This window comes from Tabrizicola sp., from assembly GCF_041913445.1.
Classification (GTDB): Bacteria; Pseudomonadota; Alphaproteobacteria; order Rhodobacterales; family Rhodobacteraceae; genus Tabrizicola.
Genome location: NZ_JAYSFG010000006.1, coordinates 36,979 through 60,981, shown reverse-complemented (window position 1 = coordinate 60,981; position 24,003 = coordinate 36,979). Strand labels below are relative to the sequence as shown.

The following is a 24,003-nucleotide window of genomic DNA, read 5'->3' as shown; positions in this document are numbered from 1 at the left end:
GTTGGCCCGGTTTCTGCGGCGCAGTCTACTCGGAGCCGAGCCCTTCGACCAGTGGGACAAATCGCACCGGGCGAAGTTCTTCGTAATCGAAACCGCTTTGGGTCCGCGTGACCTTGATCAGCGCCTGCACGGCGTCCGACTGGCCCACGGGGACGACCATGATCCCGCCGGGCTTCAGCTGTTCCAGAAGCGGGCCGGGCGGGTCCTCGGCGGCGGCCGTGACCAGGATGCGGTCGAAGGGCGCCTGATCGGGAAGCCCGTGCGAACCGTCGGCGGTGATCGCGGTGATGTTCACCAGGTCGAGCTGGCGGAACAATTCGGACGCCTCGCGCACCAGACGGCGATAGCGGTCCACGGTGTAGACGCGACGGGCCAGCTGCGACAGGACGGCGGCCTGGTAGCCCGATCCGGTTCCCACCTCCAGCACCGTGTCCCGCGGGTTCACCTGCAGCGCCTGGGTCATCAGGCCCACGACCGAGGGCTGGCTGATCGTCTGACCGCAGGCGATGGGCAGCGGCATGTCCTCGTAGGCGCGGTCCGCAAAGATGTTGCGCACGAAAAGACCGCGGTCGATCTTCTCCATCGCGGTCAGGACCCGGGTGTCGGTCACGCCGCGCGAGCGGAGGGCAAAGAGAAAGCGCATCTTGCGTTCGGCAAGTTCCTCGGAGGTGGGACGATCCTCCGGTCCTTCGGTCATGCGAGGCTCGCCTGAAGATCGGCGAGAAGGTCATGCGCGGTCAGGTCCGCGCGCATCGGCGTGACCGAGATGTAGCCATCCAGGTTCACCGCCGCGTCCGACCCTGGAAGGGTGGGCGTGTGCTGATGGCCGCCCTTGATCCACAGGAACTTCCGGCCCGAGGGCGATATGTGCGGCTCGACGCTGAAGGCCGTGTCGCGGCGGAAGCCCTGGGCCGCGACCATCATGCCCTTGGTGGCGGCGGCGGGCAGCGGCGGGAAGTTGACGTTGTAGAAGGTCCGGTAGTCGCCGGTGGTCCAGATCCCCTTGTCGAGCAGCGCCCGCACGACGCCGGCACCGTGGACACGGGCGGACTCGAAGGGATCGGCCAGCTTGGCATTCTCCGGCCCGAAGAACTGCGACAGCGCGATGGCGGGGACGCCCTGCAGCGCGGCCTCCATCGCGCCGCCGATGGTGCCGGAGTAGAGCACGTTCTCGGCCGCGTTGTTGCCCCGGTTGACGCCCGAAAGGACGAGGTCCGGCTTCGCGCCATCCAGCACGTCGTAGATCGCGGCCAGCACGCAGTCGGCCGGCGAGCCTTCGGCGGCGAACCGGCGGGGACCGAGCTCGGCGATCATCATCGGGTGGGTGTAGCTGATGCAGTGCCCGACGCCCGACTGTTCGAAGGCGGGCGCGACCGTCCAGACCTCGCCCTCGGGTCCGGCGATTTCGGTGGCGATCTGGGTCAGAACCTCAAGCCCCGGCGCGTTGATGCCGTCGTCGTTGGTGATCAGGATGCGCATGGTCTGGGGGGTTCCTTCCGGCTTGCCCCTGATTAGACGAGCCGCAGGCCACCTTCAACGGCAAAGGGCGGCTCCTCGTCCGACTTCGTCTCCTCGTCGCAGGCTTCGCCGCACGCGAGGAGTGAGGAAGTCATCGACGAGCTGCCCCCGTCAGGGCGCGAAGCTCGTGTAGACAAGCGTCAGCCGTTCGTCCTCGGCCACCGCCTGCGGGGTGACGAGCGGCTCGTCCTGGATCACGGCGAGGCAGCTTTCGGCGCTGTCGGCCTGGCCCTCCGCGCAGGCCGGGTGCTGCGCCCAACGCTGTTCGATCAGCCCGCGCACCGCAGCGCTGTCCAGGTTCAGCTCGCCCAGCCGCTGCTCCCGCCCCAGGGCCACGTCGATCCCGTCGCGGAAGGCGACATGCACCAGCTCGCTGCAGTAAAGCGCGTCCTCGGTCCGGTAGAAGTAGGGGTCATAGCCCTTTCCCAGGTGGCTTCGCGCCGCTTCAGTCACGGCCAGCGCCTGATCCTCGCTCAGCCCCTCCACACGGTAGACCGCCACCGCGCCGTCCTTGCCCTGCGCAACCCAGTCTGCCAGAGGCGTGGCGCGCGTGGTCCTCACCGCCTCCAGCACCACGGGATTGCCGCTGTCGTCGAAGTCGACGATGCCCACATGGGTGAAGGGGCTGTCCGTCGCGAGAAGGATCGCCAGCGACTGCGCGGACTGCGAGTTCTGGAAGATCACATCGCCGCGCTGCAGCTCGGGCAGGTCCTGGGCCAAGGCGGGCAGGGCGGCAAGCGCGACCAGAAGACCGGGAAGACTGCGACGTCCAACCATAGGCAACCCCTTGATGACCAGCCCCAAGCCTAGCGCGGGTCGCACGCGAGGAGAAGACGAAGTCGCACGACGAGCCTCTCTTGTCCGGACGATTGCGGCGGATCACGGTTAAGACCACGTAAACGCAAACGGCCAACCCCTTGAAAGGATTGGCCGTGAAGGTCCTGTCCTGCGTGGACAGATCACGCGTCGCGTTTGGCGATCCAGTCGTGGTCGGGGTCGTTCTTGAACCGCCATTTCCGGATCGGCCCGGCCATCACGTTCAGATAGTACATTTCGTACCCGTAAGGCGCGCCGCAGGGATGGTGGCCCTTCGGGACCAGCACGACATCGTGGGATTTCACCGCCATCGTTTCGTCCAGCGCCCCATCCTCGGTATAGACCCGCTGGATCCCGAAGCCCTGGCCGGGGTTCAGCCGGTGATAGTAAGTCTCCTCCAGGTAGGTCATGTTCGGGAAGTCATCCTCGTCATGCCGGTGGCTGGGGTAGCTGGACCAGTGCCCGGCCGGAGTGAACACCTCGGTCACGAGAAGCGAGTCCGCGACCTCCCGCCCCTCCATCGCGATGTTGTTGACGTAGCGGGTGTTCGTCCCCTTGCCGCGCGGGGTCAGTTCGATCCCCTCCGGCCCCAACCTTTGCGCCGGGTAGCCGCCCCTGCCGGGGGCCGTGCAGACCCCGATCGTGCAGGCGGTGGTGGCCACGGCCTTCCACTGGCTGTCGTTCGGGACGTAGAGGCAATGGGGCGGCGTCTTTTCGAAGACATCCATCCGCGCGCCCATCTCGCCCCAGTCCTGCCCCGCCGCCTGGACACGCGCCTTCCCCTCGACGATCACCAGGATCACCTCGCGGTCGCCCGTCACCTCCTCGGCCACGTCGCCCGGCTCCAGCCGGTAGAGCGAGAAGCCGACATAACCCCAGCCGGCGCTTTCGGCGGTGATCTCGTGCACCTTGCCGCGGGTGCCGGTCGGGTGGCGGAGGAGGTTGGGCATCGGGTTCCCCTTACGGACGGGAGGTGTCGATGGTCAGCCCCGCCTGGGCGCAGACCTTCAGGATGTGCTCGTAGCCGAGCTTGGAATACTCATAGGGCGGGGCCTTTGCCGGGTCCTGTTCGGCCTCGACCACGATCCAGCCGTTGTAGTCCATTGCCTTCAGCTTGTCGGCCACCGCCTGGAAGTCGATGCAGCCATCGCCCGGCACGGTGAAGGCCCCGGAGATCACGGCGTCGAGGAAGCTGCGGTTGTTCTTCCGCACGTCCGCCACGACCTCGGGCCGGATGTCCTTGAAGTGGACATGGTGTACCCGGTCAGCCCACGTGTTCAACACGCGCATGACGTCCGCCCCGCCGAAGAGGAGGTGCCCGGTGTCAAACAGCAGCTTCACGTCCGGCGTGGAGCCTTCCATCAGCGCGTTCACGTCGTCCTCCGATTCAATGAACGACCCCATGTGGTGATGGTAGGCGAGCGTCACGCCCTGATCCGCCATCCACTTCGCCAGTTCCGACAGCTTCGCGCCATAAGCCCGCACGTCCGTAGCCGCGAACTTCGGGCGGTTGTTCACCGGCACGGCGATGTTGCCCTGCACCGTGTTGGAACATTCCGCATAGACGATGCAGGGGGCATTCAGGGCCGCGAACTGCTCGACCTGCTGGCGCACCGCCTCGATTTCCGTCTTCACGTCGTTGACGAGGAGATTGCCGGAACACCAGCCGCCACAAAGGAAAAGTCCGTTTGCGTTCAGGTAGGACCGCAGTCCCTCGGTGTCGCTGGGCATCCGCCGCCCGCGTTCGACGCCGGTATAGCCGATCTCCCGCGCTTCGCTCAGCGCCTGCTCCATAGTGTAGGCGGCGGTCAGGTCCGGCAGGTCGTCGTTCTGCCAGGAGATGGGGGAAATCCCGATCTTGATGCTCATCTTGTCCTCAGTTCAAAAGCCACTGGGCCTTGCGGGCCGCTTCATAGCCCTTGCGGGCCTCGTTCACTTCCGCCCGGTCAGAGACTTCGGGCACGGCGACCTCCCACCAGGTGCCGCCAGCGCCGGTTCCGGGGATCGGGTCGGTGTCGATGACGATCACCGTCGGGATCGTCGCGGTCTTGGCCTTCTGCATTTCCGTTTCCAGCTCGGCGATGCTGGCGACCTTCACCGCATTGGCCCCCATGCTGCGGGCGTGGGCCACGAAGTCCAGGTTCGCCTCGTTCACGTGGTAGCTGTCGCGCAAAAGGTTGTTGAAGTGAGCGCCGCCGGTGGCCTTCTGCAAGCGGTTGATGCAGCCGTAACCGCGGTTGTCGGTCAGGACCACGGTGAAGGGGATCGCCATCATCACGGCGGTCGCAAGTTCGGAGTTGGCCATCATGTAGCTGCCATCGCCGACCATGCAGATCACGTCGCGCTCAGGGCAGGCCATCTTGATCCCCATCGCGCCCGCGATCTCATACCCCATGCAGGAGAAGCCGTATTCCATGTGATACCCGCCCTGCGCCGCCCGCCAGAGGACGTGGAGCGCGCCGGGCATCGTCCCCGCGGCGCACATGATCAGGCTCTGCTTCCCGGCGTTCCGGTCCACCGCGCCGATCACCTGGGCGTCGGTGGGCAGTTCGTTGCCCTTGGGCGCGGCGAAGAGTGCGTCGGTGGTCTGGAACCACTTGGTGCGGGCCGAGAAGTCCGGGTCGGCGAAGCGGTGCTGGCCAAGGGCTGCGCTGATCTTCTGAAGCGCGACTTTGGCGTCGGAAACAAGCGGTTGCGCGGCGCGCTTGTGGGCGTCGTAGCCGTGGATGTTGATCGACAGAAGCTTCCGGCTGGGGGCCGAGAACACGGTCCATGACCCCGTGGTGAAGTCCTGGAAGCGGGTGCCGACGCCGATCACCAGGTCAGCCCTGGCGGCGAGATCGTTGCCGCAGCCGGTGCCGGTCACGCCGGGGGAGCCGAAGTGCAGAGGCTCTTCCCAGTCCACAGCGCCTTTCCCGGCCTGGGTTTCGACCAGGGGGATGTTGTGCGTCTTGGCGAAGTCCAGAAGGGTCTGTTCCGCGCCGGAGTAGAGGACACCGCCCCCCGCGACGATCAGCGGGTTTTTCGCGGCCTTGATCGCGGCGACAGCGGCCTCCAGCTCGCGCTGGTCGGGTTCGGGGCGGCGGATGAACCAGGTGCGGGGCTCGAAGAATTCGACGGGGTAGTCGTAGGCTTCCGCCTGGGTGTCCTGGCAGAAGGCAAGGCAGACCGGGCCGCAGTTTGCCGGGTCGGTCATCACCCGAAGCGCGCGGGGCAGGGCGGTCAGGATGTGTTCTGGGCGCGAGATGCGGTCGAAGTAGCGCACGACGGGGCGGAAGCAGTCATTGGCGCTGACCGTGGCGTCGTCGAAATCCTCGATCTGCTGCAGGACCGGGTCAGGGGCGCGATTGGCGAAGACGTCGCCGGGGATGAAGAGGACCGGCAGGCGATTCACATGCGCCAGCGCAGCGGCGGTGACCATGTTGGTGGCGCCGGGGCCGATGGAGGAGGTCACGGCCATCGCCTTCCGGCGGTGGTGCGCCTTGGCATAGGCGATGGCGGCGTGGGCCATCGTCTGTTCGTTCTGGCCCCGCCAGGTGGGCAGCACGTCCCTGTGGGCATGCAGCGCCTCGCCGATCCCGGCGACGTTGCCGTGGCCGAAGATCGCCCAGACGCCCTCGATGAAACGGGAGCCATCCTCGGCCTTCTGGACAGACAGCCAGCGGACAAGGGCTTGGGCGGCGGTCAGGCGGACGGTGGTCATTTCGTGGCTCCCTCACGGGCCTTGTCCCAGGTTGCGGACAGGCGGGCATAGCGGTCGGACATCATCTGTACAGCCTCGGCGTCGGTCATCTGGCCTTTCAGCCAGGCGCGGGCGGCATCGCCAAAGATCGTGCGGCCGATGGCGAAGCCTTTCACCAGCGGCTGCTTGGCCGCAAGGGCCAGCGAAGCCGACAGCGCGTCTTCGCTGGCATCAAGGCCGAGGACGACGATGCCGCGGACATGCGGGTCGTTGCGGGTGATGGCGGCACAGGCGTTCGTCCAGGCGGCCTCGGTGGTGAAGGGTTCCAGCTTCCACCAGTCGGGATAGACGCCGAGGTCATAGAACCGCTGGATGATCTGGGCCGAGGTGTCGTCGGTGACCGGGCCTACCTTGGACGGGATGATCTCCAGGAGCATCTCCAGCCGGTTGCGGCGACAGGCGTGGAAGAGGCGGCGGACGGTGTCTTCCTGCGCGGCCTTCGTCGCGGGGTCGTCGTCGGGGTGGATGAAGCAGAGGACCTTGACCACATGCTCAAGCGGCCATTCCATGAGGCCCCCAAAATCAGGCCCAAGCTCGGGTTCGAGGGTGAGGGGACGCGAGCCCGGCCATTCCACGGGTCGCCCGATCCAAAGTCCGGTGCCCGCGGCCTGGAAGAGGGCGTCCCTGCCGAGGCGACTGTCGCAGAGGATCCCATATCCCGGCTGGCCGTTTGCCACTTGAAGCGCGGCTTGCAGGCAAAGCTGCTTGAACGCGCCGATCTTCGCGGGGTCAGCGCCCTCCATCTGCTCCAGCTGCATCCGGTGGTCGAAGGCGAAGACGCGCATGGTCGACCAGTCCTTGTGGCGGTTGGTCGCCCAGTGGACCTGTTCGAGCGCGGCATCCTTTCGGAGCGCCTTTTCGACGACGCCGCGCTTCAGGAAGAACTGCAGCTCTTCCCAGGACGGATAGGCCGGGGTGCAGCCGTGGCGGGAGACCGCGAAGGCCCCGCAGGCATTGGCGTATTTCAGCGCGATGGGCCAGGGTTCGCCGTCAAGCCAGCCTTTCAGAAGGCCCGACATGAACCCGTCGCCCGCGCCGAGGACGTTGAACACCTCGATCGGGAAGCCGGGCCCGCTTTCGCCGTCGTCCAGGCTGTCTGGGACCGCGCCGGTGAAGGCGACGGCGCCCATCGGGCCGCGCTTGCAGACGAGGGTGGCCTTGGAGACGGCCCGCACGGCGCGGAGCGCGGCGATGGTGTCGGTGGTGCCGCCGGCGATGTGGAACTCTTCTTCCGTGCCCACGATCAGGTCGAAGAGGTGCAGCGTCGACTGCAGCTTGGCGGTGACCTTGGCGGATTCGATGAACCGGCTTTCGCCGTCGCCATGCCCCGCCAGCCCCCAGAGGTTCGGGCGATAGTCGATGTCCAGCGCGGTCTGCAGCCCGTGCTTGCGGGCGAGATTCAAGGCCTTGAGGACGGCAGCCTCGGTCCGGGGATGGCTGAGGTGGGTGCCGGTGGCGACGACGGACCGGGCCTCACTGATGAAACCCTCGTCGATGTCATCCTCGCACAGCGCCATGTCGGCGCAGTTTTCCCGGTAGAAGATCAGCGGGAATTGCTTGTCGTCGCGGATGCCGAGGAGGACCAGCGCCGTCAGACGCTCCGGGTCGGTCTTCACGCCCCGGACGTCGACGCCTTCCTTGGCCAGTTCCTCGCGGATGAAGCGGCCCATGTGTTCATTGCCGACGCGGGTGATCAGCGCGGACTTCAGCCCCAGCCGCGCGGTGCCTGCCGCCATGTTGGTGGGCGAGCCGCCGATGTATTTCTGGAACGACCCCATGTCCTCCAGCCGCCCGCCGACCTGCGCGCCGTAAAGGTCGACCGAGGACCGGCCGATGGTGATCACGTCAAGCGGCTTCCGGGACATGCGAGAGGCTCCGAGTCGGGGCGGGATGGTGGAATGAATATTCCATTTCACGCCCGCAGGGAAGGGTCAAGTTTCACGCCGCGCCGCCACCGCCACGGCAAGCGACAGAGCCAGTGCGATGACCGCCGAAAGCGAGCGGAAGGCGCCGAAGTCGATCTCGGTGACCGAGAGGACCGCGTCGGCCAGTCCCGAAAGCTCGCGGGCCGGGGGATCGGTCAGGGCCACGACCGGCAGGCCGCGGTCGCGGGCCTGGGTGGCAAGCGCCAGCGTCTCTTCGGAATAGGGGGCAAAGGTGATCGCGAGAAGCGCGTCGCCCGGTTGCAGCGCCGCACGGTGTTGAAGCCCCGCAACCCCGTCATGCAACACCGCCGGAACCCCCAGCTTGTCGAAGACATAGGCCAGGTACGAGGCCACGGGGAACGACCGGCGGAAGCCAGCAATATGGATCGTCCGCGCCTGGGAGAGCAGCTCAACAGATTGATTCAGAACGGTTTCGTTCAGATCACGTGCAAGCGCCTCCATCGACTGGCGCCCTGCCTCGACGAATTCCGCGACAAGGGTGGCGGGCTGCCCCGCGCCGCCGGCCTTCAGATTGGCAAGCCGCGTCGTATAGTCGGGCGCGGCGCGTGAGAGCGCCTCGCGGAACAGCCGTTGCATCTCGGCATAGCCCGAGAAGCCCATCTCCTGGCAGAAGCGCATTACCGCCGATGGGGGCACGCCCGCGCCCTGTGCCACCTGCGCGACGGTGGAAAGCGCGATGCGGTCCAGATGCATCGCCACGTGATCCGCGCATTGCTGCAACCGGCGTGGCAGGTGCCCGTGCAGGGCGTTGAGCCGTTCGCGGAAGGCCTCGACCGTCCGAGGCGGGTCGCGCGGTTCGACGGGAGGTTCGCCCTTGGGCATGGAACACCTGTGTTGCGGAATATCCAGCTTAGCACACGGAATGAATGTTCCAAGTCCCGAATGCCCGGGGACGCGAAAGCCCCGCGCCGGGGGCGGCGCGGGGCTTCCTGCAAGCCGTCGCAGGAGTGGGGCTACTGCTGCTTCAGCTTGTTGTACTCATCCAGACCCGTCGCGACGATGTCATACCATTCGCCGGATTCCCGCATCTCGGTGATGCCGCGGTTCAGCATGGCGATGTAGACCCGGCCGCGCGGATTGCTCTTGGCGGTCAGGAAGTGGTACGAGATGAAGGTCGCCAGCGCCGGGTTGGTGGTGACCTTGTCGGTCACGCCCAGCTCGGCGAAGTTCGAGGTCGAGGTCTCGGTCTCGATGGAATAGATGTCGACCTCGCCCGCCATCAGCTTCTCGGCGCATTCCAGCGGGCTTTTCGGCTGGATGTATTCCACGACCGGCGGCACCAGGCCCTGCACTTCCAGGTCGCCCAGCGGCCAGGCTTCCGGCCGGCAGATCTTGGCGCCGGAGTATTCGTCGAAGGACCGGGCGTTGGCGTACTTGCTTTCGGGCAGCGTGTTGAAGGTGTAGGCCGCCTCGTAGATCGGGAGCGAGAAGTCGAACTCGGTGCACATCCGGGCCGAGAATTCGCCCAGCATGTCAAGCTTCGAGCAATCCGGCGCTTCCCAGGCGATCGACACGTCGAAGGCGCCCGAGGGCAGGAGCGTGTCGATATGCGCCATCCAGTCGTCGACGTAGGACACCTCGTAGCCGCGGTCGTTGCCGCCGCGCTGCATCGCGGTGGTGGCCATTCGCGTGAAGATCCCGCCGCCGTTCAGCGATTCATCGGTGAAGGGCATCCAGTTGTTCGAGGTCACGAACTTCAGCGGCGGCTCGTAGACGTTCGATTTGGTGCGGTTGGCTTCCTGCTCTTGCGTTTCGGTCTCGATGACGCTGCTCAGCTCCTGGTCGGGGGTCAGTCGGCCGTCTTCGCACGGCAGGATGAGCTGCAGGCCTGCGGGCAGGCTGGAGGGGTTCGCAGCCAGCGCATCGCGGTTCGCGTTGAAGATCATCTGGTAGTCGAAGGTGCCATAGGCGGCCTGGGCGATCGAACCGAGTGTGTCGCCGTCCTTGACAGTGTAGGTGGTGCAGGCTTCCTGGGCCGACGCGATGACGGGCAGCGCGATCATGGTCGCCGTCAGGGCGGCCAGCCTTTGCATGTTTTTTGCGGTTCTCATGGACGAAATCCTCTTGAAGGCCGTTTACGCTGCAAGAAACCAGCAGATACCGAAACAATACCAAGCAATGCCGCACCATATGGTTGTAGTGATGGCATGAATGTGGCGAAGCCGTGATCAATCCCCGCGGGGCGACGAGCTTCCGAAAGCGGGTGCAATCCGGCAGCCGCGACGCGGACGATGGGTCCACAGCGCCTCATGGCGGCGGTCATTCCATTTGACGCAGCCCTGTCTGAAAGCACTGGGTATGTTTCCTGCATGGAAACGCTAGTCCTGCCGGTCCTGGGCCAGCGCGGTCGAGACGATCTCGTACCATTCACCGGACTGGTACATCTCGATCAGGCCGGCATCGAGCTGGCCGATCATGTCCACGGCGCGGGCGTTGGACTTGTGGGCGATGACATGCAGGCTGAGAAGCGTGGACAGATGCGGGTTCTGCTCCACCTGCGCGCTGAGCCCCAGCTGGGCCGCTGCCGCATCGCCCACTTCGGCATCAATCGCGACCAGGTCGACCTCTTCTGCCGCAAGCGCGCGGAAGCAGTCGGTCGCCAGCGTCGGCCGGACCAGTTGCACGGTCGAGGCTGTCAGGCCCACCGCATCCAGGACGCCCGTCGTGTAGCCTTCGGGACGGCAGATGCGCTTGCCGGCGTATTCGGCGTAGTCGGTCACCGCGCCGAGGCCGCTTTCGCGCAGGGCGAAGAAGCCGTCGACGATCTCGTAGAAGGGACCCGAGAAGACGAAGTCCGCGCAGCGTGTCTGGTCGCCAGGCGACAGGGTTGCGGGCGACTCGCAGTCGGGGCGGATCCAGGGGAAGCTCAGGTCATAGGCGCCCGAGGGCAGAAGCGCGTCGATATGGGCCTGCCAGTCGTTGATGAAGGTCATCGTGTAGGGGATGTTCGGATCCGCACGGAAGACCGCCATTTCGGCCAGCTGCGTCATCATCCCGCCGCCGGGAAGCGTCTCGTCCGCGAAGGGCGCATAGCCGTTGCCGGTGACGAAGGCGATGGGCCGCGCTGCCGGGGCAGGAGCGGCGGGTTCGGGCGCCGCGGCGACCGGAGTGACCTCGGCCTCGGGTTCGGGGGCGGCGGCGGGCTCTGCAGCCGCGGTGGTCTCTGTCTCGGCGGCGGGTGCCGGGTCCGCAGCAAGGGGGGCGGTCGGGTTCTTGGGATCGCAGGGGATGACCAGCTGGGTTCCGATCTCGATCAGGTCCGCCTTTTCGCCGATGGTGGCTACATTGGCCTCATAGATCGCGCGGTAGAGGTCGGAGTCGCCGTAGGCCGCCCGCGCGATGAAGCGCAGATTGTCCCCGGCCGAGACCGTGTAGGTCGAACATGCCTCCTGCGCAAAGGCGGCCGCGCTGGTCAGTAGAACCGCCGAGCAGCCAAGTGTGAAGGTCCGCGCAAGTGCCATCTTTCTGCTCCTTTGGCCGGCCGGTGCGGGCTGGAGATGCGGCCGCACGCAGGTCGGGGTGAATGACTTTGCGGTCTCCGGGCGGAGGTCTCAGCCCGAAGCCCTGGAAGAGGGACCGGCGACCGGTGCCGGGGACGACCGTTCGACGGCGCGCGACAGCATGGCGACCAGTGGGTCAAGCGGCATGGCGCCGGCTGGCCGGACCACCGGGGCAGGGGCGGCTGGGGAAAGTACTGGCCCGGTGCGATCATCCTGCCGGGCGGTCTTGGCTGCCATCAGTTGCCTCCGTCCAGCGCCAGCTGCATCGTGGCGGTGGCGACCTTGTCGTCGCGGATGATCGAGAAGTCCGTGCTGCTGATATTCCGGTCGACCAGCGCGGCCAGGATCTTTTCCAAGGAGTCGGCGCCGTCCAGCGGCGTGGTCGTCGTCTTGTCGCGGAAGAGCGTATCCCCGGGCTGAAGGTCCGTCGCCTCGGGCCGGCCGACCGCAGTGACCGTGGTCCGCCACGCGCCATCGACGACCTGGGCCTGGGCCGATACGCCGTTCTGCAGGGTGAGAAGCCGGATGGCATCCACGGTGAGAAGGCCGGTCTTCACCTGGCGGGCGGCGTCGCTGAATTCGACCACGACGCGTGCACGGCCATCGGGATCGACGGCCATCGCGTTCATCACCGCAGCGGTCAGCGATCCCGCCGCCTCGATCGTCATGCCGTTGACCGACCGGATCGCCACGCCCGGCGCAAGCCAGTCGCCCGCGGACGGGATGTCGACGTTGGGGCGGAAGCGGGTCACCACGGCGACGCGGCGGCCGTCGATCATGCGGTCGTCGTAGCTGAAGGGCATCGCCACGTCCCAGACGGCGAAGGCCACCTGGGTCGCGGCGGGTTTCGGGCCGTCTGTTGGGGCGGGGGCGGCAGGCGCAGCTTCCGGCGTGGTTTCGGCGGCGGCCTCGATCACGGGGACGGCCTCGGTCCCAGCTTCCGTCGCGGCGCTGGAAACCGCCGGGGTTGCGGCGGGTTCAACTGCCGGTTCCGTGGTGGCCGGCGTCGCGGTGGTGGCAAGCTCTGCTTCGGCGGCGTTCTCGGTCGGGGCGGGGGCGGCTTCGGCCACATCGGTCGGCTCGGCCGCCTCGATTGCGGCCGTCGTCGCGGGGGCCGAGGTGCCTGCGGTAGAGGGCGCTGCCGCTTCGGGGGCAACGAGTGCCGCCGTCGCCGCCGCCGAGGCGGTGCTTTCCGCGCTGGCAGGGGAAGGGGCGGCAGCAGCTGTTTCAGCCGCGGGGGCGTCGGGCCGGCCCAGCATCAGATATCCGCCCGCAACCACGACCAGCGCCACCGCGACGCCGGCCACGAGCTGCACCGGACTACGCCCGCGCGCCACCGGGGCCGGGGCAACCGCGGCGGACGCTTCGGGCTGGCGCGAGACTGCCTTGGCCACTGCCGCAGGTTCCGGGGCAGGCGAGCTTTGGAACTCGGCCACCAGGCGATGCACCGCGTCATCCACGCTGGCCGCCGCGGTGGGACGGCCGCGATACATCGCGATCCAGTCCGCCGCCGTCTGCACCCGCTGCTTCGGCAGGGCGCTCATCGCGCAGTCGATCGCTTCCAGATATCCCGCAGGATATCCCGCGAAGCGCCCGGTCAGCGGGACGTAGGGGTCCGGACGCTCTTCGGCGAGGGCGGCAAGCCTGGCCTGGCCGTTGACCGGGGCCTCGCCCGAGATCAGGTGGTACAGCGTCGCGCCAAGCGCGTAGAGATCGCTCCACGGGCCTTGTTCGGACCCGGCGATATAGAATTCCTGCGGCGAGTAGCCGTCTTTCACCACCCGCAGCGCGGACATGGCGCGCGTGGTCTTCGAGGCATGTTCCCGCGCCGCACCGAAGTCGATCAGGATCGGCTCACCGGCCTTGTTGATCAGCACGTTGTCCGGCGAGATGTCGCGGTGCAGCATGTCATGATCGTGGATGAAGCCCACGGCGGCCAAGAGCTTGTCGGTGATCCGCACGATGTGGTCCGGCGTCAGCTTCTCGCCTTCGCCGTCGATGATCTGCTGCAGGTCCAGCCCGTCGATGAAGTCGATCGCCATGTAGGCGGTGCCGTTGTCCTCGAACACCTGGTGCACGGCGACGATGTTCGGATGGACGATCTTTGCCAGGTTCCGCGCTTCGCGCACGAAAAGCTGCACGATGGACCGCAGTTCGGCCGTATGCGCGCGCGAGCGGGCGGCGACCATGACTTTCGACCGCCGGCAGACCGAGGAGGGGAAGCACTCCTTGATCACCACGTCGCGGTCGAGGCTGTCCTTGGCCAGATAGGTGATCCCGAACCCGCCCGAGTTGATGTAACGGGTGATCGTGTACTGACCCTTGAGAAGCTTTGCGCCCGGCTGCAGTTCGTCGATGAGGTCCTCGGCCTCATCAAGGGGTTCGGCCACTTTCTGCTGTGCCATGTCGCTCACCCTTTCCGCTTTGGTGCGGCGTCCAATCAGCTTCTGCCAACGCATTCACGGCACTCTTGCCGGACGGCTCTGCCACGCAGGGCTCATCGTCCACGCAAGCGCACCAATCTTCAGCATCCGTGATGGTTGTGGATGAGGGCGAAAATGGGGCGATTAATAGGAGATTTGAAGGTGCGTCCCTCTCAACCTTTGAGGGAAATGATATCCTTGCATCAGTAAATCAAGGCGAATGGCATCCGTGGCAAGGGGCGGAGCTACTGCACTTAATTGTGGCACTTCAGGGTGTTTGATGCAGTCGGCGGCGGACAGTTGCCGGACGACCGGACAGGGTGAGTCGGGCGTCATTGCGGCTCTGTTCCGACACGACCCGGCCTTTGGCTACAACCAAAAGGCGATCAGGCCGTAGTCGCAGGGCTTCGGTCGGGTTGCCTGCGTCCAGCACCACGAGGCTCGCCACGCAGCCGGGTCGCAGGCCATAATCCGCAAGTCCCATGATCTGCGCATTGACCTCGGTCACCATGGTGAAACAGCGTGCCATTTCAGCGGGATGGGTCATCTGGGCCACGTGCAGACCCATGAAGGCCACGTCCAGCATGTCGGCTGTCCCCAGGGAATACCAGGGGTCCAGCACGCAGTCCTGCCCCCAGCCCACGGGGATGCCCAGGGCCTGCATCTCCTTCACCCGGGTGAGCCCCCGGCGTTTCGGATAGGTGTCGTGGCGGCCCTGAAGCGTGATGTTGATCAACGGGTTGGGGATCGCCGTCATGCCGCTTTCCGCGATCAGCGGCAGCAATTTCGAGACATAGTAGTTGTCCATCGAATGCATGCTGGTCAGGTGACTGCCCGCCGCCCGACCGCCCAACCCGTGCCGCGTCACCTCCCGCGCCATTGTTTCCACATGGCGGCTAAGTGGATCGTCGGTCTCGTCGCAATGGACGTCCCACATGAGGCCGCGTTCTGCCGCGATGCGCGCGAGGTCGCGCAAGGACTCGGCCCCTTCCTCCATCGTGCGTTCAAAATGCGGGATGCCGCCCACCACGTCGACGCCCATGTCGAGCGCGCGAAGCACGTTCTGGCGGCCCGTCTTGGTGCGGTAGAGGCCGTCCTGCGGGAAGGCCACCAGCTGCAGATCGAGATAGGGCGCGACGCGGCGCTTGACCTCCAGCATCGCCTCGACGGTACGCAGGTGGTCGGGGGTGGTGTCGACATGGGTGCGGATGGCAAGAAGCCCCATGCTGACCGCCCAGTCGCAATAGGTAACCGCGCGGTCGACCATCTCGTCCACCGTGGCGATCTCGCGGAGTTCGCCCCAAAGGCTGATCCCTTCCAGCAGGGTGCCGGAGGCATTCACGCGCGGCAGGCCATAGGACAACGTCGCGTCCATGTGGAAATGCGGGTCCACGAAGGGCGGGGAGACGAGGTCTCCTGTTGCATCGATCACCCGTCCGGCCGGGGCGTCCAGCCGCCCCACGGCGGCGATCCGGTCGCCGGCGATCCCGATGTCGGCCACCGTACCGTCGGGCAGGGTGCCGCCCTTGACCAGAAGATCGAACATTCAGCGTTCCCCCTTGTTGTAGGGCACCATCAGCGCCGCAGGCACTTCGGCCCGGCGCGACATGAGGATGAGGGCCAGGATCGACAGGATGAAGGGCAGGGCCAGGAAGAGCTGGTAGGGCAGGACCGCGCCCAGTTCGGTCTGCTGCAACCGGATCTGCAAGGCATCGAAGGCCGCAAACAGGATCGCTCCCAGCAAGGCCTTGCCCGGCTTCCAGGCCCCGAAGACGACCAGCGCGATGCAGATCCAGCCGCGGCCGTTGACCATCTCGAAGAAGAAGCTCGAGAAAGCCGATAGCGTCAGGAACGCGCCCCCCACCGCCATCAGCCCGGACCCAACGATGACTGCCCCCATCCGAAGGCCTGTGACCGACAGCCCCTGCGCCTCTACCGCCGCCGGGTTCTCGCCCACGGCGCGGACGGCCAACCCAAGCGGAGTGCGATACAGCACCCAGGCCACCAGGCCCGCAACCGCGAAGGCTGCCCAGGTCAGCGCTGTTTGCGACAGGGCCTCGCTTAGCCACGGGACATCGAAGGGCAGGGCCAGCGGCTGGAACGGCTCGATCTTCGGGGGGCTGGTGACTTCGGGCAGCATCAGGCGATAGGCGAAGGAGGCCGAGGCGGTGGCGAAAAGCGTCACGCCCAGCCCCACCACATGCTGCGACAACCCGAAAGGCACCGTCAGCACCGAATGCAACAGCCCGAACAGCATCCCCGCCGCCATCGCCACCACGACCCCGCCCCAAAGCGGCATCCCCTGATAGACCGCCATCCAGCCGGTGAAGGCTCCGATGACCATGATCCCCTCGATGCCGAGGTTCAGGACGCCCGCGCGTTCGCAGATGAGTTCCCCCATCGTCGCCAGGATCAAGGGCGTCGCGATGCGGATCACGGCGGCCCAGAAGCTGGCCGAGATCAGGATGTCGACGATCTCGCTCATCCCCGCACCACCCGGACCTTGGTCAGAAGGATCGCCAGCACCATGAAGAGAAGCGCCACCGCCAGCAGCATGTCGGCGATATAGGTCGGCACGCCAGCCGCCCGGCTCATCGCATCGGACCCCACGAAGATTCCCGCGACGAAGATCGCCGTTACCACGACGCCCAGGGGATGCAGAAGCGCAAGCATCGCCACGATGATCCCCGTGTAGCCGAAGCCCGGCGACAGGTCGGACGACAGATGCCCCTTCAGCCCCGCCACCTCGGACCACCCCGCCAGCGCGGCCAGCCCGCCCGACAAGAGCGCCGTCTTCACCAAGACCGCATTGACCGGCATCCCAGCGAACCGCGCGGCTTCGGGGTTCTGCCCCACCGCTCGGATTTCAAAGCCGAGCGTCGTCCGAGTCTGGATCACCCAGACCACCACCGCCGCGATGATCGCTAGGGCGAAGCCCCAGTGCAGCCGCAAGCCCTCGACGATGCGGGGCAGGCGGGCTTCGGGGATCAGCGGGGTCGACTTCGGCCAGCCCATGCCCATCGGGTCCTTCATCGGGCCTTCCAAGAGGTAGCTGACCAATAACAGCATGATGAAGTTGAGAAGGAGGGTGGTGACGACCTCATCCACCCCGAGCCGCGTCTTGAGGAGTACCGGACCCAAAAGCAGCGCCGCCCCCGCCAGCATCGCGGCGAGGGCGGACACTGGCAGGACCCAAGGGCTCCCCAGCAGCCCGGTCCCCAGCACGACCGCAAGGATCGCTCCGGCATAAAGCTGCGCCTCGGCCCCGATGTTCCACAGCTTCGCGCGGAAAGCCACGGCCACGGCCAGCCCGGTGAAGATCAACGGCGTCGCGCGGTTCAGCGTCTCCAGCACCGCGAGCCGCGATCCCAGCGCGCCGGTCACGATCTGGCCCAGGACCGCAAAGGGGTTCGCCCCGGCGATGAGCGCGAGGCCCATCGCGACCGCCAGCGTGGCGACGAGCGCCAGCACCGGCAGCCCTAGCCGCCGCGCGGTCGAGGGGTTGGGGATCGCCTCAAGCCGCATCCGCGTCCCCGAATCTCTGCCCCGCCATCCAAAGCCCCAACTCTGCCGCCGTCATCGTGCCGCGGGCAAAGGCGGGCGACAGTCGGCCTTGAGACATCACGTGAAGGACATCCGACAAGCCCATGATTTCGTCGAGGTCTTCCGAGATCAGCAAAACTGCAGCGCCCCGGTCTCGCGCCGCGATCAGCTGGCCCTGCACATAGGCGATCGCGCCCACATCCAGCCCCCGAACCGGCTGGTTCGCAAGGATCACCATCGGCTCGGACGCCATCGCCCGGCCCAGGATCAGTTTCTGCATGTTCCCGCCGGACAGAAGCCGGATGCGAGTCGAAGGCCCCGGACAGCGCACGTCGTAGCCCTTGATGATCCCCTCCGCAAAGGCCCGCGCCGCTCGCCAGTCCATCCAGCCCCGGCGAGAAAACCGCGTCTTGTAGCCCTCCAGCACCGCGTTCTCGGTCAGGTCGAAATCGGCGATGGAGCCCTGGTGGTGCCGATCCTCTGGAATTCGCGCGACGCCGCGCGCCAGCGCCTCGCCCGGCGACCAGCGCGCGATGGCTGCCTCCGCAAGTACGATCCGCCCCGAGGACGGCATGGCGAGGCCGCCCACAATCTCGGCCAGCGCAGCCTGCCCGTTGCCGGAGACGCCCGCGAGCCCAGTGATCTGCCCCGCCCGCAGCTCGAGCGTCACCGTCTTCAACCCCGGCGCGGCCCCCCGGTCGGGCGTCGAGACCGCCTCCAGCTTCATCAGGACCGGACCCGCCGCCCGCGCCTCGGCCCGGGGAAGGGACAGCTCGCCCCCCACCATCAGCGCCGCCAAGGCGGACTTGTCGGTTGCATGCGTGTCGACCTCGCCCACCACCCGCCCGTGCCGCAGCACCACGCACCGGTCGGCGATGGCCATCACCTCGTGCAGCTTGTGGCTGATGAAGATCACCGACAGCCCCAGTGCCGTCGCCTTGCGTAGGGTGGCAAACAGCGCATCCGACTCCTGAGGCGTCAGCACCGCCGTCGGCTCGTCCAGGATCAGGATGCGCGCATCGCGGTAGAGCGCTTTCAGGATTTCGACCCGCTGGCGTTCGCCCACCGACAGGCGTCCGACCTTGGCATCGGGATGCACCGCCAGCCCGAAGTCGCGCGAGAGCCGCTCCACCTTCTCCCGCGCATCCGTCGCGCTACGAGACCAAAGGCCCTCGGTCCCGAGGCGAATGTTCTCCAGCACCGTCAGGTTGCCCGCCAGTGTGAAATGCTGGTGGACCATACCCACGCCCGCCGCCAGCGCCGCGCGTGGGTTGCCGGGGGGCAGGGGTGCGCCAAAGACCTCGACCGTTCCCTCATCGGCCACATAATGACCGAAGAGGATGTTCATCAGCGTGGTCTTGCCCGCGCCGTTTTCGCCCAGCAGGGCAACGACTTCCCCGCGCCGCAGGGTCAGGGACACCGCGTCGTTCGCTGTCAGCGCGCCGAAGCGCTTGGTAATGCGGTCGAGGCGGAGGACGACCTCCGCCCCTTCTTCTTTGCTCACGACGATTTCGGCTCTGTGTCGTTGATCTCGACCACGAAGGAGCCGTCCTTGATCGCCTTCTCCTTCTCGGCCACCAGAGCCATGACTTCGGCCGGGACCTTGCCCTCGAAGGTGCCCAAGGGCGCCAACGAGCAGCCGCCGACGTTCATGTAGGAATAGATGCCGTAATTGTCGGCCTTGAAGGTCCCGCCCTGGATCGCCGCGACGGCCGCGTTCAGCGTGGGCTCGAAGTGCCAGAGCGCCGAGGTGACGACCGTTTCCGGGTAATCCGCCTGCGTGTCGATCACGTTGCCGATTGCCAGAACGCCGCGTTCCTTCGCTGCGTCCGAGACGCCGAAGCGTTCGGCATACATCAGGTCCGCGCCGCCATCGATCATGGCGAAGGCGGTTTCCTTGGCCTTCGGCGGGTCGAACCAGGACCCGATGAAGCTGACCTGGAACTTCGCATCCGGCTTCACTTCGCGCACGCCCGCCATGAAGGCATGCATCAGCCGGTTCACCTCGGGGATCGGGAAGCCGCCGACCATCCCGATGTTGCCCTTGGTCATGCCGCCCGCGACGATGCCGGACAGGTAGGCCGCGTCCTGGATGTAGTTGTCGAAGACGGCGAGGTTCGGGTTCGCCGCTGCGTCAGGCATGAAGCTGGAGCCGAGGAGGAAGGCCACGTCCGGGTATTCCGCGCAGACTTCGCGCGCTTCGGCCTCGGCCCCGAAGATCTCGCCCACGATCAGCTTGACGCCCGCCTCGCAGTATTCGCGCATCACCCGGGGATAGTCGGTGTTTGCCACGTTCTCGGTGTAGGTGTAGTCCACCGTGCCCGCCGCCTTCAGCGCCTCGGCGGCGATGTGGATGCGGCTCACCCACTGCTGCTCCACCGGCACCGTGTAGATGCCCGCCATCTTGATCGGCTCTTGCGCCCAGGTTGCCAAGGGCAGGTTTGCCGCCGCCGTTGCAGCCACCCCGCCCAAAAGCAGTCCGCGCCGCGATACCGTGAAGGTTCCCGTGGTCATAGCTTCTCCGATCCCTGTTGTTGCAAGCCGATTTTTACCAAGAGGTAAAACTCATTCCCGATTCGACACAAGCGGCACGGCGGGACCGCCTGATGAGGATGATGTCGGCTGCCCGGCTTTCCGGCAAAGGCAAACAGCTCTGCGCGAGAAGTCAGCAGGACAAGGTCACCACAGGATCCGGGCCCCATGCGATGGCGGATTTTCGTCGGCGGGCAGGCTTCGCGAACGGCCTTCCATCGGGCCGGACCTCGCCCCTATGCTGGCCCCATGATCGATGCACTCTCGCATATCCTTGACGAGGCGGGCCGCGAGGCGCTGGGCTTTTTCGACAGCCTTCAGGATCGCGCCGTCGAGGCGAAGGCCCCCGGGGATCTGGTGTCCGACGCCGACCGCGCAGTGGAGGTCACGCTCCGCCGCCTTCTGATGCAGCACTTTCCCGGCGATGGGGTTCTCGGGGAAGAATATGGCGGGCCGGTCGAAAGCAGGTTCTGGGCCATCGACCCCATCGACGGGACGGCGAATTTCCTGTCCGGATTGCCGTTCTGGACCATCTCCCTGGGCCTGATGGACCGGGGCCAGCCCGTTGCGGGCGCGGTCTTTGCCCCGGCGCTGGGCATGATGGCGGTGGGAACGGCCAGCGGGCCCTTGCAGGAAACCGGCCTCTCTCCCGGTTCGCGCGCCATCGCTCCGCCCTGCATCGGGATCGGCCGCAACCCGCGCTGGCCAGCGGCCGATCGCCACGCCGTCGAGGCCGCCATCGAGGCTTCGGGCCATGCGCCGCGTCTCTTCGGGTCCTGCGCGCTGTCGCTGATGCTGGTCGCGACAGGGCGGCTGGCCGGCTATGTCGAGCCGCGGGCGGGCGGGATTTGGGACTGTGCCGGGGGCCTTGCGCTTTGCCGCGCCGCCGGGCTTCCCGCCGCGTTCAAGGTCCATTCGGACGGCACGGTGGATGTCCTTGCCGGCAAGGCCTTCGGCATCCTGGACGGTGTGGCCTGGGCGGCCGCGCTTCGTGGCTTGCAGTAAGGCCCGGTGAGGACCGGCCAGATGGTTCAAACTTGAAACATCTTGAGGCCCCTAGGGATTTGACCTATCGTTCCCGGGTCATCGGGTGGAAGGACGGGATACCTTGGCCAGCAACACGACAACTGGGGGCTACTTCCTCTACCATTCCATCGGCATCTACCCCGGCAAGGAAGAGGACATGGCCCGCGCCATGGCCGAGTTCTCCGAAGTCTGGTCCGCCCCGAACGACAAGCAATGGGGCTATGTGCTGCGCAAGCGGCAGGATTTCATCGACCGCTGGCGGCGGCTGATCAACGTGCCCAAGGGGTCGCTTACCACCGTCGACAACGTGACCGAAGGCCTGCAGAAGATCCTGCGTGCCCTGCCGGAGGGGATGCTGAAGGGCAAGCGCGTGCTGGTCGCGGCAGACTGCTTCCCCTCGCTCCACTTCCTCCTCCAGGGCCTCGCGCCGAAGATGGGCTTCACGCTCACCACCGTGCCGCTGTCCGCAGGCCTTCCGCTCGTCACCACCGAGGACTTCCTGGCCCATTGGGGCCCCGACGTGGGCCTTGCACTTCTGACCTGGGTCACCTCCATCGGCTCGTCGAAGATGGACTACGAGGCGCTGGTCGCCCACGGCCGCCAGATGGGCAGCCTGATGGTCGCCGACATCACGCAAGGCGCGGGCCTGATGCCCTTCGACGCGCTGAACCCGCGGGTGGATTTCGTCGTCTCCACCAGCCTCAAATGGCTTTGCGGCACGCCGGGCGCGGGCATCCTTTACGCCGACAAGGACCTGATCCCCATGCTGACGCCCGAGGGGCGCGGCTGGTTCTCGCAGAACAATCCTTTCTCCTGGGACCTCGACAAGTTCGAATACGCGCCCGACGTCCGCCGCTTCGACACCGGCACGCCCGGGTCCGTCGCCGCCATCGCCTCTCTGCCCGCGATGGAGTGGTTTGCGAAGCAGGACCTGAACGACGTCGCCGCCCATAACCGCCGCCTTGTCGACCGCGTGATCGAACGGGCCGACCGACTGAACCTGCCCCTCCATTCGCCGCGTGAGGCCCACAAGCGCGGCGGCGCGGTGATGATCCGGATGCCCGACAAGGCCGAAGCGGCGGCCTGTGTCGGCGCGCTGGGGGTCGAGGGCTATTCCGTCGACTTCCGCGGCCCGATCCTGCGCATGTCGCCCGGCTTCGTGACCGAGGAACGCGCGGTGGATGCCGTCTTCGACATGGTGGAAGAGGTCATGGCCCGCCGCCGCCGCCGGTTCGCGGGGCAGGGGGAGCGGACCGGGAACCCGACCGAGGTGCTCACCGCGCTTGCCTCAGGTCTTGCCTCAGGCGGTGTGAAAGTCGTCGACCTCACCGCCCAACTTGGCCCCGAGACGCCGATCCTGCGTCTGCCCGAAGACCTCGCCAAGAACACCCCCAAGGTCGCCATCCACCGCATCAGCGAATACGATGCGGACGGTCCGTTCTGGGCCTGGAACTGGCTGGAACTTGGCGAACACTCCGGCACCCATTTCGACGCGCCGCACCATTGGCTGTCGGGCAAGGACCACGCGGATGGTTTCACCGATACCCTCTCCGTCCAGCGCCTGATCGCACCGGCGAACGTCATCGACTGTTCCGACGAGGCCGCTGCCGACCCCGATTTCCTGCTGACCGCCGCCCATGTGAAGGCGTGGGAGGCGAAGCATGGCCCCATTGGCCCCGGCGAATGGGTCCTGATGCGCACCGACTGGGACAAGCGATCCCATGACGAGGAGCTGTTCCTCAACGAGGACCCCGATCCGTTCGAGGACGGCTCGCATTCGCCCGGCCCCTCGACCGACTGCATCGACTACCTCCTGGGAAAGGGAATCGTCGGTTGGGGCACCCAGTGCATCGGGACCGACGCCGGAATGGCGGGGAAATTCAGCCCCCCCTTCCCGGCGCACAACTTCCTGCACCGGGACAACTGCTTCGGCCTCGCCAGCCTCTGCAACCTCGACCAGCTGCCGCCCAAGGGGGCCGTGCTGATCGTGACGCCGTTGAAGATCAAGGACGGCACCGGATCGCCCATCCGGGCGCTTGCGCTGGTTTCCGGCTGACCGCTGGTCCCACGACGAGTGTCAGGCGGTGAAATGCCGCGCCCGGGCCCGCATCGCCTCGACGAACATCAGCACGTCGATCCCGACGCCCACGAACCGCGCGCCAGCTGCCTTGCATTCGGACAGGAAGGGGTCCTCGGTCGACAAGACCCCCGCAGCCTTGCCGGAACGCGCAATCCGCCGGATCGCATCCATGACCGCCTCCCGCACCTCCGGGTGGGCCGCATTCCCCAGATGGCCCATGTCGGCCGCAAGGTCCGCCGGTCCGATGAAGACGCAGTCGATGCCGTCCAGCGCGAGGATGTCATCCAGCGCCGCCAGCCCCGCGCGGCTTTCGATCTGCAGGATCAGGCAGATCTGCCCGTTCGCCGTGGCCAGGTAATCCGGCACGGCTGAAAACCGCGATGCGCGCGCCAGCGAAGACCCCACGCCCCGGATCCCCTCGGGCGGATAGCGCGTTGCCCGGACGCAGGCCGCTGCCTGCTCGGCGCTTTCGATCATCGGGATCAGCAGGCTTTGCGCGCCAGCGTCCAGCATCTGCTTGATCCGCGCCGGATCATCGTCGCGCAGCCGCACCACCGGCAGACTGGGCGACGGCTCGATCACCGCCAACTGCGCCACCGTGGACCGCAGGTCGTTCGGCGCATGTTCGCCGTCGATCAAGAGCCAATCGAAGCCGCAGGTCGCCGCCATCTCCGCGGCATAGGGATCGGCCATGCCAAGCCAGCAGCCGTGCAGTGTCTCGCCAGCAGCGAGGCGGTACTTCAGTCGGTTGATAGGGGCGGGCATCGGCACTTTCCTGATATGCGGTCCGGGCAAAGCATAATCGGCCTTCTGCCAGACGCCAGTCCCGGCGCAGCTTTTCCTGCCTGGAACGCACAAGGCGGTTGACTTGACTTGG

The 24,003-nt window shown here is 66.7% G+C and carries 19 protein-coding genes; 2 read left to right on the top strand and 17 right to left on the bottom strand.

Features of this window, described 5'->3' with window-relative positions:
- Positions 1 to 25: 25 nt before the first annotated feature.
- The 16 genes from ACE3Q6_RS09040 to ACE3Q6_RS08965 all read right to left on the bottom strand — a co-directional run bounded on the left by ACE3Q6_RS09040 (position 26) and on the right by ACE3Q6_RS08965 (position 20,002).
- A complete protein-coding gene (locus tag ACE3Q6_RS09040) occupies positions 26 to 697 on the bottom strand; it encodes a protein-L-isoaspartate(D-aspartate) O-methyltransferase (RefSeq protein WP_374431247.1) in 672 nt (223 codons plus the stop codon).
- Positions 694 to 1,479 (bottom strand): 5'/3'-nucleotidase SurE, encoded by a 786-nt coding sequence (gene surE / locus ACE3Q6_RS09035; RefSeq protein ID WP_374431244.1) that lies wholly within the window; start codon positions 1,477 to 1,479, stop codon positions 694 to 696. Before surE ends, ACE3Q6_RS09040 begins: the two co-directional genes overlap by 4 nt.
- A gap of 150 nt (positions 1,480 to 1,629) precedes the next feature.
- Positions 1,630 to 2,295 carry a YiiX/YebB-like N1pC/P60 family cysteine hydrolase gene (locus tag ACE3Q6_RS09030; protein WP_374431242.1) on the bottom strand — a complete coding sequence of 222 codons (666 nt, stop codon included), beginning with the start codon at positions 2,293 to 2,295 and terminating at the stop codon, positions 1,630 to 1,632.
- A gap of 182 nt (positions 2,296 to 2,477) precedes the next feature.
- Positions 2,478 to 3,284 carry a 5-deoxy-glucuronate isomerase gene (gene iolB / locus ACE3Q6_RS09025; RefSeq protein ID WP_374431240.1) on the bottom strand — a complete coding sequence of 269 codons (807 nt, stop codon included), beginning with the start codon at positions 3,282 to 3,284 and terminating at the stop codon, positions 2,478 to 2,480.
- 10 nt (positions 3,285 to 3,294) lie between these two features.
- Positions 3,295 to 4,203, bottom strand: coding sequence for a myo-inosose-2 dehydratase (iolE, locus tag ACE3Q6_RS09020; protein ID WP_374431237.1), 909 nt, complete (start codon positions 4,201 to 4,203; stop codon positions 3,295 to 3,297).
- A gap of 7 nt (positions 4,204 to 4,210) precedes the next feature.
- Positions 4,211 to 6,037 carry a 3D-(3,5/4)-trihydroxycyclohexane-1,2-dione acylhydrolase (decyclizing) gene (gene iolD, locus ACE3Q6_RS09015; RefSeq protein WP_374431235.1) on the bottom strand — a complete coding sequence of 609 codons (1,827 nt, stop codon included), beginning with the start codon at positions 6,035 to 6,037 and terminating at the stop codon, positions 4,211 to 4,213.
- Positions 6,034 to 7,941, bottom strand: coding sequence for a 5-dehydro-2-deoxygluconokinase (gene iolC, locus ACE3Q6_RS09010; RefSeq protein ID WP_374431232.1), 1,908 nt, complete (start codon positions 7,939 to 7,941; stop codon positions 6,034 to 6,036). Before iolC ends, iolD begins: the two co-directional genes overlap by 4 nt.
- Before the next feature lie 66 nt (positions 7,942 to 8,007).
- Positions 8,008 to 8,844, bottom strand: a complete 837-nt coding sequence (locus tag ACE3Q6_RS09005; protein WP_374431231.1) for a MurR/RpiR family transcriptional regulator — start codon at positions 8,842 to 8,844, stop codon at positions 8,008 to 8,010.
- Positions 8,845 to 8,975: 131 nt separating this feature from the next.
- Complete coding sequence (locus tag ACE3Q6_RS09000; RefSeq protein WP_374431229.1) at positions 8,976 to 10,073, bottom strand: ABC transporter substrate-binding protein; 1,098 nt, start codon at positions 10,071 to 10,073, stop codon at positions 8,976 to 8,978.
- Positions 10,074 to 10,340: 267 nt separating this feature from the next.
- Positions 10,341 to 11,483, bottom strand: coding sequence for a hypothetical protein (locus tag ACE3Q6_RS08995; protein WP_374431227.1), 1,143 nt, complete (start codon positions 11,481 to 11,483; stop codon positions 10,341 to 10,343).
- A gap of 275 nt (positions 11,484 to 11,758) precedes the next feature.
- On the bottom strand, positions 11,759 to 13,927 hold the full coding sequence (locus ACE3Q6_RS08990; protein ID WP_374431225.1) for a serine/threonine-protein kinase: 2,169 nt from the start codon (positions 13,925 to 13,927) through the stop codon (positions 11,759 to 11,761).
- Between the two features lie 286 nt (positions 13,928 to 14,213).
- The gene (locus ACE3Q6_RS08985; RefSeq protein ID WP_374431222.1) at positions 14,214 to 15,491 is read right to left on the bottom strand and encodes an amidohydrolase family protein; all 1,278 of its coding nucleotides are present in this window, start codon (positions 15,489 to 15,491) and stop codon (positions 14,214 to 14,216) included.
- Complete coding sequence (locus ACE3Q6_RS08980) at positions 15,492 to 16,430, bottom strand: ABC transporter permease (RefSeq protein WP_374431220.1); 939 nt, start codon at positions 16,428 to 16,430, stop codon at positions 15,492 to 15,494.
- Positions 16,427 to 17,470, bottom strand: a complete 1,044-nt coding sequence (locus ACE3Q6_RS08975) for an ABC transporter permease (RefSeq protein ID WP_374431217.1) — start codon at positions 17,468 to 17,470, stop codon at positions 16,427 to 16,429. The genes ACE3Q6_RS08980 and ACE3Q6_RS08975 overlap by 4 nt, the downstream gene beginning before the upstream one ends.
- Positions 17,460 to 18,992, bottom strand: coding sequence for an ABC transporter ATP-binding protein (locus ACE3Q6_RS08970; RefSeq protein WP_374431215.1), 1,533 nt, complete (start codon positions 18,990 to 18,992; stop codon positions 17,460 to 17,462). The genes ACE3Q6_RS08975 and ACE3Q6_RS08970 overlap by 11 nt, the downstream gene beginning before the upstream one ends.
- Positions 18,989 to 20,002, bottom strand: coding sequence for a BMP family protein (locus ACE3Q6_RS08965; protein ID WP_374431212.1), 1,014 nt, complete (start codon positions 20,000 to 20,002; stop codon positions 18,989 to 18,991). The genes ACE3Q6_RS08970 and ACE3Q6_RS08965 overlap by 4 nt, the downstream gene beginning before the upstream one ends.
- A 267-nt stretch (positions 20,003 to 20,269) precedes the next feature.
- Here ACE3Q6_RS08965 and ACE3Q6_RS08960 point away from each other — a divergent pair, with 267 nt between their 5' ends.
- Together ACE3Q6_RS08960 and ACE3Q6_RS08955 are read left to right on the top strand one after the other, a co-directional pair.
- Positions 20,270 to 21,025: an inositol monophosphatase family protein gene (locus ACE3Q6_RS08960; RefSeq protein WP_374431210.1), complete on the top strand. Its 756-nt coding sequence runs from the start codon at positions 20,270 to 20,272 to the stop codon at positions 21,023 to 21,025.
- Positions 21,026 to 21,128: 103 nt separating this feature from the next.
- Entirely contained in the window at positions 21,129 to 23,102 is a 1,974-nt protein-coding gene (locus ACE3Q6_RS08955) for an aminotransferase class V-fold PLP-dependent enzyme (protein ID WP_374431207.1), read from the top strand.
- 21 nt (positions 23,103 to 23,123) lie between these two features.
- Here the strand turns inward: ACE3Q6_RS08955 and ACE3Q6_RS08950 are convergent, their stop codons facing one another.
- A complete protein-coding gene (locus ACE3Q6_RS08950) occupies positions 23,124 to 23,891 on the bottom strand; it encodes an aldolase/citrate lyase family protein (RefSeq protein WP_374431205.1) in 768 nt (255 codons plus the stop codon).
- Positions 23,892 to 24,003: the final 112 nt, after the last annotated feature.

Coding starts and splice junctions, on each gene's coding strand:
- ACE3Q6_RS09040 (WP_374431247.1), bottom strand. CDS start 697: ATGACCGAAGGACCGGAGGATCGTCCCACCTCCGAGGAACTTGCCGAA.
- surE (WP_374431244.1), bottom strand. CDS start 1,479: ATGCGCATCCTGATCACCAACGACGACGGCATCAACGCGCCGGGGCTT.
- ACE3Q6_RS09030 (WP_374431242.1), bottom strand. CDS start 2,295: ATGGTTGGACGTCGCAGTCTTCCCGGTCTTCTGGTCGCGCTTGCCGCC.
- iolB (WP_374431240.1), bottom strand. CDS start 3,284: ATGCCCAACCTCCTCCGCCACCCGACCGGCACCCGCGGCAAGGTGCAC.
- iolE (WP_374431237.1), bottom strand. CDS start 4,203: ATGAGCATCAAGATCGGGATTTCCCCCATCTCCTGGCAGAACGACGAC.
- iolD (WP_374431235.1), bottom strand. CDS start 6,037: ATGACCACCGTCCGCCTGACCGCCGCCCAAGCCCTTGTCCGCTGGCTG.
- iolC (WP_374431232.1), bottom strand. CDS start 7,941: ATGTCCCGGAAGCCGCTTGACGTGATCACCATCGGCCGGTCCTCGGTC.
- ACE3Q6_RS09005 (WP_374431231.1), bottom strand. CDS start 8,844: ATGCCCAAGGGCGAACCTCCCGTCGAACCGCGCGACCCGCCTCGGACG.
- ACE3Q6_RS09000 (WP_374431229.1), bottom strand. CDS start 10,073: ATGAGAACCGCAAAAAACATGCAAAGGCTGGCCGCCCTGACGGCGACC.
- ACE3Q6_RS08995 (WP_374431227.1), bottom strand. CDS start 11,483: ATGGCACTTGCGCGGACCTTCACACTTGGCTGCTCGGCGGTTCTACTG.
- ACE3Q6_RS08990 (WP_374431225.1), bottom strand. CDS start 13,927: ATGGCACAGCAGAAAGTGGCCGAACCCCTTGATGAGGCCGAGGACCTC.
- ACE3Q6_RS08985 (WP_374431222.1), bottom strand. CDS start 15,491: ATGTTCGATCTTCTGGTCAAGGGCGGCACCCTGCCCGACGGTACGGTG.
- ACE3Q6_RS08980 (WP_374431220.1), bottom strand. CDS start 16,430: ATGAGCGAGATCGTCGACATCCTGATCTCGGCCAGCTTCTGGGCCGCC.
- ACE3Q6_RS08975 (WP_374431217.1), bottom strand. CDS start 17,470: ATGCGGCTTGAGGCGATCCCCAACCCCTCGACCGCGCGGCGGCTAGGG.
- ACE3Q6_RS08965 (WP_374431212.1), bottom strand. CDS start 20,002: ATGACCACGGGAACCTTCACGGTATCGCGGCGCGGACTGCTTTTGGGC.
- ACE3Q6_RS08960 (WP_374431210.1), top strand. CDS start 20,270: ATGATCGATGCACTCTCGCATATCCTTGACGAGGCGGGCCGCGAGGCG.
- ACE3Q6_RS08950 (WP_374431205.1), bottom strand. CDS start 23,891: ATGCCCGCCCCTATCAACCGACTGAAGTACCGCCTCGCTGCTGGCGAG.